The following is an 11,946-nucleotide window of genomic DNA, read 5'->3' as shown; positions in this document are numbered from 1 at the left end:
AGCATTCGGAGTTAGGGTTGCTGATTCTGAAGGGTATGTAGTTCTTGTTCTAATCGTTCAATGCGATCGAGTAATGTCCGCACAATATCGGCTTGCACATCTGGGATTTTGTCGTGATCTAATGGACAGATATGCTGATCTCGACGGCAAATGTTGCGACCGGGGACACCGACAACAGTGCAGGTAGAAGGCACATCTCGCAGCACAATTGATCCCGCGCCAATGCGGACATAATCACCCACTTGAATATTGCCTAAAACCTTTGCTCCTGCTCCCACAACGACATGATCTCCGAGGGTGGGATGACGCTTACCAGTTTCCTTACCCGTACCGCCCAGCGTCACCCCCTGGTAAATCAGGGCATAGTCACCAACGATCGCGGTTTCGCCAATCACCACTCCCATACCATGATCGATAAATACACCTTTGCCGATCGTGGCACCGGGATGAATTTCCACGCCAGTCAACAACCGAGCCATGTGAGCGATCAATCGCGGGAAGAAAGAAACCCGGCGAACATGCAACCAGTGGGCGAGCCGATGCAGCACCAGGGCGTGCCAGCCGGGATAACAACAAAGCACTTCTAACCAATTACGAGCGGCCGGATCACGCTCAAAGATGATGGAGAAATCGGTCTGGAGCGTTTGCCAAGCCCGGAGAATGGGCAGAGTGGGTTGAGGTTGGTCTGATTCGGTATCTACAGCAGACGCGCTGGGAAGAGGCTCAGTGACCTCTGCTAAGGAGCGGGACGGGCGGGCTAGGGATAAATGGGAAGATTGACGCATTGCTTTCCGGGAGTAGTAAAGCTGTGTCCTATTCCTCCTGCTTATATCAGGTGGGACGACAGGGAATCGACCAACTTACCCGGATAAGATTATTGGATTGATTAGTCATGTACTCAATCCTCAAAAGCCCAACGAGTACCCGATATAAAAAAACTTTTGGGTACGGGTACAGGTATTTTTACACAGGGGGATGAGTATTTTAGGGGGTGGGGAATCAGTATTTTTGGACTCAGGAATAAACCCCGATTCATCAGGATTACAGGGAGTTTTACAGCAGATTTCTGCGTACTTAAACCTGTACTCACCTGCACTCAAAGAGCGGGATTTATCGGCTATTCAGCAATTTTCTGTATCTACAGCTACGGTTCCTTATCCTATATATATGGATGCAAAAACACAAGTCATCGCGACATAACTTATATATTGATCTGTATCGATCATTACAGATAACCAGCCACTCAGCGAGTGATAGGATCAGCCCATTCCCAATCGGTCAATTTCTCCTCAAATCATGGCTCAAAATCCCAATGAATCGCTTCAGATCCAGCAGGTCACCGGACTCCAACCCAAACATTTCGCTGATTTAATCCGAGCCGCCCAGCTCGTTTTTGATCCTGCCGGTGGCGTATCTGGTCGAGTCGTTGAAGTAGACTGGCCGCAGTTTGGCATTTCCTCTGGTGTACTGGAGAATCTCCGGGAGTTAGGCAGGCAATACCAATACGCCTCTCCCTACGTTGCGATCGACGTGATCTGGTCACAACTCACCCCAGAAACGCGCAGTTGGCTGATTGAAAACAAAAAAGAACTGTGGCGGCTGGAAGAAATTTTCCCCGCGTTGGATGAGGATTAAACTTACCACTCAACAAGAGAAACAGGCGATCGAGATCTCTCTCGATCGCCTACTTTCCGGAGATGGAGCGCGGGTTAACTCTGACGTTCAGCAATAAGGACAGCCGCGATCGGTTCTGGTAATTCCTCTAGGTCACTACTGTCTGCCGTTGTCATCGGGGAAGAGAATGTATAGTTCGGGTCGCAGGTTCCCGTATCGTAGACTTGAATCACCCACTTATCGGGCAAGCCTTCTACGCCAATTTCTACGACATACCAGGCATCGTTGATATAGCGAGAGCCTAGCACCGCAAACCAATCGTAATCCTCAGGGGGAATGTTCAAGTCTTCTAGCAGAAAGCTGTGTGCTAATCGTTCGGCTTCTGCTGCCGTCATCAATTCAGCCATTGGAGCAATCATTCCTTTTCACCACTCAAATCAGAACGCTAGAAATCCTCAGCACTCCAAATCTATAGCTGCGGATATAGCCCTAATTCTTTCGCCAGTTCCCGCGCCACATGCACCAGAAACTTAGCGGCATCTGGATTGTCGTTGTGCGCAAAGTACGCCGCTACCTGAGTCATGGCTTGCACCAACCCAGCATCAATCAATTCACGATGACCATCTAAGACATCAGGCTCCTGGCCATTTGGACAGTGCAGCAATTGATCAATCAGGTTCAAATATAGGGTTTGGCGTTCGTCGGTCAGTTGTTCCGTCATAAGTAAAGTGATTGGAACAGAAGGTTGATGTCACTCGATCGAACCATAATTAATAGTGTAGAAAGGTATCCGCTAGTACTAAGCTATTCACCCAGAATTGTCTCTGCGGCTACTTTTTACACCAATCACACCTCGATCGTTAAATAATCATTAACGCAGATTTTTCGCCAATAAAAATGATATTTTAGATACAGAATTGAATTTCGGAGATGACTGGGGTAGCTCCAATTTAAGTTGCTCCAGTTTTTACCCCCTTTCTGGCTGAAGATTGAACCCATTCAGCAGTTTTTGAGTACAGATGAAAGGACTCAAAAAGATCACTCAAACTATCGTTAAAGGTCTGGTATTACGTGGTTTGACCTGAGTACAGAAAAGCCTGCTCCCTCACCCCGTAAATACTCGTACCCTGATGCAGAAATACTCAACCCCTTACCCTCAAAAAAGTTTTAAAGCCTGATCAAATCAAGGCTTGAGGTTGTTGAGTACAAGCTTAATCAATTCAATAATTCTATCTACGACACACCACAAAACGGTTCTGAGGTGGCTGGTATAACTTCCTTAACGCCAAACACAAACTGCTCTTTCAGGAAATCAAACCTCTAGATTCCAATAAGAGCTTGAGTGTGTGGAGGGATGTGCTACCACTAAACCCTGTGAATCGAAGTCGTCTACGAAGCTATATTTACCCACGTTCATCAGTGGATCGTAGCGAACAGGGAATTCTAATCTGTGTAGGCAGATTCGCTAGTATTGCGGCTTCGATCGCCAGGTTTCGTTAGTAGTCAATTTTCCACGGCAACCAGTCCACCCAGCCCCTTCCGAAATTCAATTCAATGACACCACCACCAGCTACAGGACTTTTGATTTCTCCGACCACAAGTTCTCCTGCCTCGGTTACGGAATCGGTTACGGACATTTTGGTTACTAAAAATACAGTCACAACCACATCGAGTTCCAGTAGTTGTGGATGCAGTAGTACTAAACCTGCACCCACTATGGATGAACGGCTCCGAGAACGCATTGAAAAGCATCCTTGTTACAGCGAGGAAGCGCACCACCACTATGCTCGGATGCACGTTGCCGTCGCCCCAGCTTGTAACATCCAATGCAACTACTGCAACCGCAAATATGATTGCGCCAACGAAAGCCGCCCTGGTGTCGTAAGTGAACTATTAACACCAGAAGAAGCCGCCCATAAGGTGTTGGTGATTGCGGGTAAAATTCCCCAGATGACCGTATTAGGGATTGCTGGTCCTGGTGATCCGTTGGCAAATCCTGAAAAAACCTTCCGTACCTTTGAACTGATTGCCGACAAAGCCCCAGACATCAAATTATGTCTGTCTACCAATGGTTTAATGTTGCCGGATTACGTCGATCGCATTAAGCAACTCAACATCGACCACGTCACCATTACCATTAACATGGTTGACCCCGAAATTGGCACCCAAATTTATCCCTGGGTTCACTATCGCCGTCGCCGTTATAAAGGGTTAGAAGCCGCCCGCATCTTACACGAACGGCAAATGGAAGGCTTACAGGCACTCAAGGAAGCCGATATTCTGTGCAAAGTCAACTCTGTGATGATTCCGGGCATCAACGATCAACACTTAGTCGAAGTGGATCGAGTGATCCGGGAAAAAGGCGCATTTTTGCACAACATCATGCCCCTGATTTCTGCGCCTGAACATGGGACTCACTTTGGTCTAACCGGACAGCGAGGACCTAACCCCAAAGAACTGAAAGCCCTGCAAGATCAATGTGCCGACAGCAACATGAAAATGATGCGTCATTGCCGCCAATGTCGGGCGGATGCAGTGGGGTTATTAGGTGAAGATCGATCGCAGGAATTCACCAAAGACAAGTTCATGGAAATGGCTCCAGAATACAATCTGGAAACCCGTCAAGAAGTCCATGCTGGCATCGAAAAATTCCAGCAAGAACTGAAGTCAGCTAAAGCCAAAGTTAAATCCAGTCAGAAGGTGGCTAACAGCCCGAAAGTTCTGGTTGCCGTCGCGACGAAAGGAGGCGGAATCGTTAACCAACACTTCGGTCATGCTAGAGAATTCATGATCTACGAAGTGGATGCCAATGAAGCGAAATTTGTGGGACACCGCAAGGTCGAAAACTACTGTCAGGGTGGCTACGGTAAAGAAGATACCCTCGATACCGTGATCAAAGCCATCTCTGACTGCAAAGCTGTACTGGCATCCAAAGTGGGTGATTGTCCCCAGAAGGAACTAAAGCAAGCTGGTTTGATTGTGATTGAAGCCTACGATGTGATTGAAACCGTTGCCCGTCAGTTCTACAACGAATATGTATTGAACGCTACCGAGAACTGAGGACTGTACGCTGAGAACTGGGTTGACAAACTAATTGACATTCGAGTTGATAGCTCAGTTCTCATTCCTCATTCCCTGGCACTGCATTAAGGAGTAGCACAATGACATATACCATTACTAATCAGTGTATTGGCTGCGATCGTTGTCTTTCAGTTTGCCCGACTGGTGCCGTTCAATTCGATGGAAATCGCTACTGGATCGAGTCTGATTTATGTAATCACTGCCTTGGCTACTATAACGTTGCTCAATGTGCGGCGATCTGCCCAACCAACTACGGTTGTATTGCAGTCACTTCCCGAGGTTCAACTCCGGTTAAAAGCTTAAGTCCTAACGATTACTGGGAACGCTGGTTTACAGCCTACAGCTATCGGATTGCCCGTTTGCAATCGCAGCAACAAAACTCTTATTGGGAACGTTGGTTTGACACCTATTCCAAACAACTAACTCAGCTATTCGCCACACATTCTTCTCCGCTTGCCGAGGTTTAATCCATGACTGTGATTTATCTAGACAATAACGCGACCACCAAGGTAGATCCTGCTGTTCTAGAGGCAATGATGCCTTATTTGACCGAATACTATGGCAATCCGTCCTCCATGCATTCCTTCGGTGGACAGGTAGGTAAAGCAGTCAGACAAGCTCGTGAACATGTAGCTGCACTCCTCGGGGCTGAAGAGTCAGAAGTCGTATTTACGAGCTGTGGCACAGAAGGGAATAACACCGCCATTCGAGCGGCGCTGGCGGCTCAACCCGATCGTCGCCACATCATCACCACCCAGGTCGAACATCCGGCAATCCTGAATGTCTGTAAGCAACTGGAAAAACAGGGTTACACAGTGACTTACCTGTCCGTAAATCGCCAGGGACAACTGGATTTGATGGAACTGGAAGCCGCCATTACTGGCAATACCGCCCTGGTTTCCACCATGTATGCCAACAATGAAACGGGTGTGGTTTTCCCCATTGAGCAAATCGGGGCGATCGCCAAAGAATATGGAGCCGCCTTCCATGTGGACGCGGTACAGGTGGCGGGTAAGCTCAATCTGAATATGAAGACCAGCACGATCGATTTGCTGACGATCTCGGGTCACAAACTCCACGCTCCTAAAGGCATTGGCGTATTGTATGTGCGGCGAGGATTTCGCTTCCGTCCCTTACTCCTCGGCGGGCATCAGGAACGGGGTCGTCGGGCGGGTACGGAGAATGTCCCTGGCATGATTGCGATGGGCAAAGCCGCCGAGATTGCTAACTTTGAACTCAAATATATGCAGCGGGAAACCCGGTTGCGCGATCGCCTGGAACGGGGACTGTTAACGGCTATCTCTGATTGCGAAGTCAACGGACATCTCACTGAACGTCTGCCCAATACCAGCAACATCGGATTTAAGTACATTGAAGGCGAAGCGATTCTGTTGTTATTGAACCAACATGGCATTTGTGCCTCCTCCGGTTCCGCCTGCACCTCTGGCTCCTTAGAACCCTCCCATGTGTTACGAGCAATGGGTTTGCCCTACACCACCTTACATGGCTCCATTCGCTTCAGCTTATCGCGCTATACCACGGATGCCGAAGTCGATCGCGTTCTAGAGGTGATGCCGGGAATTGTCAAACGATTGCGCGAAATCTCACCCTTCAACAATGACCAGGCTGAATGGTTACAAGACCGTGAAACCGCCACCGTTGGCGCAAAAGCCTAAACCCCGCTTCCCCTGTCTGCCCACGCTTTTAGTTGTGCCCTTTATCCTTCAGAGAACTTGCCATGTGGGACTACACTGATAAAGTATTAGACCTGTTCTACAATCCCAAAAATCAGGGAGCGATCGACGATCCGAATGAAGCTGGTATTGCCGTTGTGTTTGGTGAAGTTGGTAGCATTGCCTGCGGTGATGCCCTGAGATTACACCTGAAGATCAACATCGAACAGGATACAATTCTCGATTCCCGGTTTCAAACCTTTGGTTGCACCAGTGCGATCGCCTCCTCTTCGGCATTGACAGAAATGATTAAAGGGTTAACCTTAGATCAAGCCTTAAACCTGAGTAATAAGGATATTGCTGAGTATCTCGGGGGCTTGCCGGAAGCCAAAATGCACTGTTCGGTGATGGGGCAGGAAGCGTTAGAAGCGGCAATTTACAAATACCGTGGCATTGAAGTTGAACATCACGAAGAAGATGAAGGCGCGTTAGTTTGTACCTGCTTTGGCATCAGTGAGAATAAAATTCGCCGGGTGATTATCGAGAACGATCTCGGCACAGCCGAACAGGTGACCAACTACATCAAAGCTGGTGGCGGTTGTGGTTCTTGTTTAGCCAACATTGAAGACTTGATCATCGCTGTACAGGCAGAAACCGCGACGACCTCCGCTAGAGTGGCGGCTGAACTAGAACGAGTCAATCAACCCCTAACCACGATTCAAAAAATCAATCTCATCCAGCAAGTGTTGACCGAAGAAGTCCGTCCGGTGCTGATGGCAGATGGCGGTGATGTCGAACTGTACGACCTAGAAGGCGACATTGTCAAAGTTGTGTTGAAGGGAGCCTGCGGATCTTGCTCCAGCAGTACCGCTACCCTCAAAGTCGCGATCGAAGCCCGGTTGCAAGAACGAGTATTACCCAGCCTGACGGTTCAAGCGGTCTAAACCAAATCGAGTACAGTTTTTCCACTCTTCACTCTCTGAAACTTTTCTACCCACGATCGAATTCATGAAAACCTACTCACTTTTACGCTCCCCAGCGACCTGGGGCGAACGATCACCACCCATGTGCCACTGCGAACGCCTCCGGCACACTGATCGAAATCGCTCTTAGTGCGTTAACCCGCACGACTCTCTCTGAGATTCCCACCGACACCCGTAGGGGCGGGTATCGCAAACTATCGGGAAGGCTATCACACCCACCCCTACATGCCCGACCCTTCTAAAACTATCCATTAAGGAGACAAGTTCCATGACTGACGAACAAATTAGACAGATTGCGTTCTACGGCAAAGGTGGTATCGGTAAGTCCACAACTTCACAGAACACGATCGCTGGTATGGCAGAACTGGGTCAGCGCGTCATGATCGTTGGTTGTGACCCGAAAGCAGACTCCACCCGTCTGATGCTGCACAGTAAAGCTCAAACCACCGTTCTTCACCTCGCAGCTGAACGCGGTGCTGTGGAAGATGTAGAACTTGAAGAAGTGCTGCTGACTGGTTATCGCGATGTCCGTTGCGTTGAATCCGGTGGTCCTGAACCCGGTGTCGGTTGTGCTGGACGCGGTATCATCACTGCCATCAACTTCCTGGAAGAAAATGGCGCTTATGAAGACCTCGACTTTGTATCCTACGACGTATTGGGCGACGTAGTTTGCGGTGGTTTCGCCATGCCAATTCGGGAAGGCAAAGCCCAGGAAATCTACATTGTCACCTCTGGTGAAATGATGGCAATGTATGCCGCTAACAACATTGCTCGGGGGGTTCTGAAGTATGCCCACTCCGGCGGTGTCCGTTTAGGTGGTTTGATTTGTAACTCCAGAAAGGTCGATCGGGAACTTGAACTGATCGAAACGCTGGCGAAGCGCCTGAACACTCAGTTGTTACACTTCGTTCCTCGCGACAACATCGTTCAACACGCTGAACTGCGCCGGATGACAGTGATTGAGTATGCGCCCGATAGCCAACAGGCTGAAGAGTACCGCACCTTGGCGAAGAAGATTATCGACAACAAGAACCTTTGCGTCCCGACACCAATTTCGATGGATGAACTGGAAGATCTGTTAGTTGAATTCGGCATCCTGGGTGGTGAAGAAGAGTACGAAAGAGCGATCAAGGAAGGTACTAAAGCTCCGGCTAGTATCGCCTAGTTAATTCGCAGGGGATGGAGCATCTTACTTACCCATCCCCTCCTTTCCCTTTCTCTCCATCCGCCCATTCCCTACTCACTCAGAGAGGCAAAACATGACACCTCCCGAATCCGCTACATTAGAAGAAGCGACTACCGTTAATCAGACCACATCCGTTGCCGACACTAAAGAACTGATCAAAGAAGTTCTGGAAGCATATCCCGATAAAGCCAAGAAAAAGCGGGAAAAACACTTAAATGTCTATGAAGCAGGTAAATCAGACTGTGGTGTTAAATCTAACATCAAGTCGCTTCCTGGCTCCATGACTACCCGTGGTTGCGCTTATGCCGGGTCTAAAGGGGTGGTTTGGGGTCCGATTAAGGACATGATCCACATTAGTCACGGTCCCGTTGGTTGTGGTTATTACTCCTGGTCTGGTCGCCGTAATTACTACATCGGCACCACTGGAATTGACACCTTTGGGACAATGCAATTCACCTCTGACTTCCAGGAGCGTGACATTGTGTTTGGTGGTGACAAAAAACTTGCCAAGCTCATCACTGAATTAGAAGAACTGTTCCCCTTAAATCGCGGTGTTTCGATTCAATCAGAATGCCCGATCGGTCTAATTGGGGATGACATCGAAGCGGTTGCTAAAAAGTCCGCTAAAGAAATTGGCAAAACCGTTGTACCCGTTCGTTGCGAAGGGTTCCGGGGTGTGTCCCAATCACTAGGTCACCACATTGCCAACGACGCTGTTCGCGATTGGGTATTCCCCCAATACGACAAAGCCAAGAAAGAAGGTAATGTTCCTGAAGGCACTCCCTACGATGTCGCCATCATTGGAGACTACAACATTGGGGGAGATGCCTGGTCTAGCCGGATTCTGCTGGAAGAAATTGGCTTGCGGGTTGTAGCACAGTGGTCAGGGGATGGCACACTGCATGAAATGATCAACACTCCTTCCGTGAAACTGAATCTAGTTCACTGCTATCGCTCCATGAACTACATCAGCCGTCACATGGAAGAAGCCTATGGTATCCCCTGGTTAGAATACAACTTCTTCGGGCCGACCAAAATTGCTGAATCCCTGCGCGAAATTGCTGCCAAATTTGATGCCACGATTCAGCAAAAAGCGGAAGAAGTGATCGCCAAGTATGAAGCCCAAACCCAAGCCGTGATCGAAAAATATCGTCCTCGGCTGGAAGGCAAAACCGTTGCTCTGATGGTAGGTGGTTTACGTCCCCGTCACGTTGTTCCCGCCTTCTACGATCTAGGCATGCAACTGATTGGTACAGGCTACGAGTTTGGACATAACGACGACTACAAACGTACCACTCACTATGTAGAAAACGGCACACTGATCTACGATGACGTTTCTGCCTATGAGTTTGAGGAGTTTGTCAAACAACTAAAACCCGATCTGATTGCCTCTGGGATTAAAGAGAAATATGTTTTCCAGAAGATGGCACTGCCTTTCCGGCAAATGCACTCCTGGGATTACTCCGGTCCCTACCACGGTTACGACGGATTCGCGATCTTCGCCCGTGACATGGATCTCGCACTCAACAGCCCAACCTGGAGCCTGATTGGTGCTCCCTGGAAGCAAGCTGAGGCAACGGCATAACTGGGCTAGGGGATGAGGAGATTGGGAAGATGGGGAGATAGGGAAGACAAGATATATCCTCTCTCACCCTCCTTACCTTCCCCACCCCCCTCATCTTCCCCCACTCCCTCACCCTCCCCACCTGCCTCGCTGCCTCACTCCTCTTCATCTCACTCATACTTGGAGACTCATCATGGCTCAGAACAATATCGACAACATTAAAGACCACGCGGAACTATTCCACCAGGACGAATATCAGGAATTATTTCAGGCCAAAAAAGAATTTGAAGGCGGGCATGATCCGGAGGAAGTCCAACGGATTGCGGACTGGACAAAAACTTGGGACTATCGGGAAAAGAACTTTGCTAGAGAAGCGTTGACCGTTAACCCCGCTAAAGCCTGTCAACCGCTTGGAGCCATTCTCGCCGCTGTTGGCTTTGAAGGCACACTACCCTTCGTACATGGTTCTCAAGGTTGTGTCGCTTACTTCCGCTCTCATTTCACTCGCCACTTCAAAGAACCCTTCTCAGCCGTTTCCTCCTCTATGACTGAGGACGCGGCGGTGTTTGGGGGCTTGAACAATATGATTGATGGCTTAGCCACCTCCTACAATCTCTATAAACCCAAAATGATTGCCATGTGTACAACTTGCATGGCAGAAGTGATTGGGGATGATCTACAAGCCTTCATCAAGACCTCGAAAGAAAAGGGTTCCATCCCAGAAGATTTCCCAGTTCCCTACGCTCATACGCCTAGCTTTGTCGGTTCCCATATCACGGGGTACGACAACATGATGAAAGGGATTCTGACGAATCTGACAGCGGGCAAGAAAACCGAAACGAAGAACGGCAAAATCAACTTTATCCCTGGATTTGAAACCTACATTGGCAACCTGCGGGAGATCAAGCGGATTGCTAATGTCATGGGCGTTGATTACACCCTGTTAGCCGACAACTCCGAGTACCTCGATTCACCCAATACTGGGGAATACAACATGTACCCGGGTGGTACTCCGCTAGAAGCGGCGGCGGACTCGATCAATGCTGAAGCCACGATCGCCTTCCAGGCTTACTCCACCACCAAAACTCGGGAGTACATCCAAAAGGATTGGCAGCAACCGACCTATGTAGCTCGTCCCGTTGGCATTCGCGGTACGGATGAGTTCTTGATGAAGCTGTCTGCCCTGACTGGTAAGCCGATTCCCAAGGAGTTGGAAGATGAGCGGGGTCGTGCAGTTGATGCCCTCACCGATTCCCAGGCATGGCTACATGGCAAGCGGGTATCCATGTACGGCGATCCCGATTTAGTGATTGGCTTGGTGCAATTCCTGTTAGAAGTGGGTGCGGAACCCGTTCACATTGTTGTTAGCAATAGTAATGATGTGTTTGAATCGGAACTACGGGCATTGCTCGATTCCAGTCCCTTTGGTCAAAATACCGTGATCTACGGCGGTAAGGATCTCTGGCACATGCGCTCCTTACTATTTACCGAGCCGGTAGACTTCTTCATCGGGAACTCCTACGGCAAGTACCTCTGGCGGGACACCCACACCCCGATCGTGCGGATTGGCTATCCCATCTTCGATCGCCATCACCTGCACCGTTATGCTACCTACGGCTACAGTGGCACGATCAATCTACTCAACTGGATTGTCAACACGATTCTGGATGAGTTGGATCGCAACACGATCGTTCCAGCGAAGACAGACATCTCCTACGACCTGATTCGCTAATCACTTGAAAAAATTGGTAATGGTTGATTCATTTCGACCATTACCAATTACCAATCTAGTTAACGCGAATTAAACATCGCTCTTCCAAGAACTTCGTTAATTGTTGTGGTTGT

At 49.1% G+C, this 11,946-nt stretch carries 12 protein-coding genes; 8 read left to right on the top strand and 4 right to left on the bottom strand.

Features of this window, described 5'->3' with window-relative positions:
- Positions 1-11 precede the first annotated feature (11 nt).
- On the bottom strand, positions 12-785 hold the full coding sequence (cysE, locus tag ACN4EK_RS06855) for a serine O-acetyltransferase (RefSeq protein WP_431656952.1): 774 nt from the start codon (positions 783-785) through the stop codon (positions 12-14).
- A gap of 511 nt (positions 786-1,296) precedes the next feature.
- Here cysE and ACN4EK_RS06850 point away from each other — a divergent pair.
- Positions 1,297-1,635 (top strand): hypothetical protein, encoded by a 339-nt coding sequence (locus ACN4EK_RS06850; protein ID WP_431656950.1) that lies wholly within the window; start codon positions 1,297-1,299, stop codon positions 1,633-1,635.
- 74 nt (positions 1,636-1,709) lie between these two features.
- Here the strand turns inward: ACN4EK_RS06850 and ACN4EK_RS06845 are convergent, their stop codons facing one another.
- The 3 genes from ACN4EK_RS06845 to ACN4EK_RS06835 form a co-directional block, all read right to left on the bottom strand.
- Positions 1,710-2,021 carry a hypothetical protein gene (locus ACN4EK_RS06845; RefSeq protein WP_431656948.1) on the bottom strand — a complete coding sequence of 104 codons (312 nt, stop codon included), beginning with the start codon at positions 2,019-2,021 and terminating at the stop codon, positions 1,710-1,712.
- 62 nt (positions 2,022-2,083) lie between these two features.
- On the bottom strand, positions 2,084-2,335 hold the full coding sequence (locus ACN4EK_RS06840) for a hypothetical protein (protein WP_431656946.1): 252 nt from the start codon (positions 2,333-2,335) through the stop codon (positions 2,084-2,086).
- Between the two features lie 775 nt (positions 2,336-3,110).
- Entirely contained in the window at positions 3,111-3,281 is a 171-nt protein-coding gene (locus ACN4EK_RS06835) for a hypothetical protein (protein WP_431656944.1), read from the bottom strand.
- Positions 3,282-3,330: 49 nt separating this feature from the next.
- On the opposite strand from ACN4EK_RS06835, the gene nifB reads away from it, so the two are divergent.
- The 7 genes from nifB (at position 3,331) to nifK (ending at position 11,833) form a co-directional block, all read left to right on the top strand.
- A complete protein-coding gene (gene nifB, locus ACN4EK_RS06830) occupies positions 3,331-4,674 on the top strand; it encodes a nitrogenase cofactor biosynthesis protein NifB (RefSeq protein WP_431656942.1) in 1,344 nt (447 codons plus the stop codon).
- A gap of 101 nt (positions 4,675-4,775) precedes the next feature.
- Positions 4,776-5,162: a DUF362 domain-containing protein gene (locus tag ACN4EK_RS06825; protein ID WP_431656940.1), complete on the top strand. Its 387-nt coding sequence runs from the start codon at positions 4,776-4,778 to the stop codon at positions 5,160-5,162.
- 3 nt (positions 5,163-5,165) lie between these two features.
- A complete protein-coding gene (gene nifS, locus ACN4EK_RS06820; RefSeq protein ID WP_431656938.1) occupies positions 5,166-6,371 on the top strand; it encodes a cysteine desulfurase NifS in 1,206 nt (401 codons plus the stop codon).
- 62 nt (positions 6,372-6,433) lie between these two features.
- Complete coding sequence (gene nifU, locus ACN4EK_RS06815; protein ID WP_431656936.1) at positions 6,434-7,312, top strand: Fe-S cluster assembly protein NifU; 879 nt, start codon at positions 6,434-6,436, stop codon at positions 7,310-7,312.
- 307 nt (positions 7,313-7,619) lie between these two features.
- Positions 7,620-8,516: a nitrogenase iron protein gene (nifH, locus tag ACN4EK_RS06810; protein ID WP_431656934.1), complete on the top strand. Its 897-nt coding sequence runs from the start codon at positions 7,620-7,622 to the stop codon at positions 8,514-8,516.
- Positions 8,517-8,610: 94 nt separating this feature from the next.
- Positions 8,611-10,122: a nitrogenase molybdenum-iron protein alpha chain gene (gene nifD / locus ACN4EK_RS06805; RefSeq protein WP_431656932.1), complete on the top strand. Its 1,512-nt coding sequence runs from the start codon at positions 8,611-8,613 to the stop codon at positions 10,120-10,122.
- A gap of 172 nt (positions 10,123-10,294) precedes the next feature.
- Complete coding sequence (gene nifK, locus ACN4EK_RS06800) at positions 10,295-11,833, top strand: nitrogenase molybdenum-iron protein subunit beta (protein ID WP_431656930.1); 1,539 nt, start codon at positions 10,295-10,297, stop codon at positions 11,831-11,833.
- Positions 11,834-11,946 lie beyond the last annotated feature (113 nt).

Source organism: Pantanalinema rosaneae CENA516 (assembly GCF_050753385.1).
Classification (GTDB): domain Bacteria; phylum Cyanobacteriota; class Cyanobacteriia; order Leptolyngbyales; family Leptolyngbyaceae; genus Pantanalinema; species Pantanalinema rosaneae.
The sequence above is the reverse complement of the archived record's forward strand: the minus strand, read 5'-3'. Positions and strand labels throughout refer to the sequence as shown.

Bases quoted from the DNA above. Each gene is read 5' to 3' on its own strand.
- cysE (WP_431656952.1), bottom strand. From the start codon at position 785: ATGCGTCAATCTTCCCATTTATCCCTAGCCCGCCCGTCCCGCTCCTTA.
- ACN4EK_RS06850 (WP_431656950.1), top strand. From the start codon at position 1,297: ATGGCTCAAAATCCCAATGAATCGCTTCAGATCCAGCAGGTCACCGGA.
- ACN4EK_RS06845 (WP_431656948.1), bottom strand. From the start codon at position 2,021: ATGGCTGAATTGATGACGGCAGCAGAAGCCGAACGATTAGCACACAGC.
- ACN4EK_RS06840 (WP_431656946.1), bottom strand. From the start codon at position 2,335: ATGACGGAACAACTGACCGACGAACGCCAAACCCTATATTTGAACCTG.
- nifB (WP_431656942.1), top strand. From the start codon at position 3,331: ATGGATGAACGGCTCCGAGAACGCATTGAAAAGCATCCTTGTTACAGC.
- ACN4EK_RS06825 (WP_431656940.1), top strand. From the start codon at position 4,776: ATGACATATACCATTACTAATCAGTGTATTGGCTGCGATCGTTGTCTT.
- nifS (WP_431656938.1), top strand. From the start codon at position 5,166: ATGACTGTGATTTATCTAGACAATAACGCGACCACCAAGGTAGATCCT.
- nifU (WP_431656936.1), top strand. From the start codon at position 6,434: ATGTGGGACTACACTGATAAAGTATTAGACCTGTTCTACAATCCCAAA.
- nifH (WP_431656934.1), top strand. From the start codon at position 7,620: ATGACTGACGAACAAATTAGACAGATTGCGTTCTACGGCAAAGGTGGT.
- nifD (WP_431656932.1), top strand. From the start codon at position 8,611: ATGACACCTCCCGAATCCGCTACATTAGAAGAAGCGACTACCGTTAAT.
- nifK (WP_431656930.1), top strand. From the start codon at position 10,295: ATGGCTCAGAACAATATCGACAACATTAAAGACCACGCGGAACTATTC.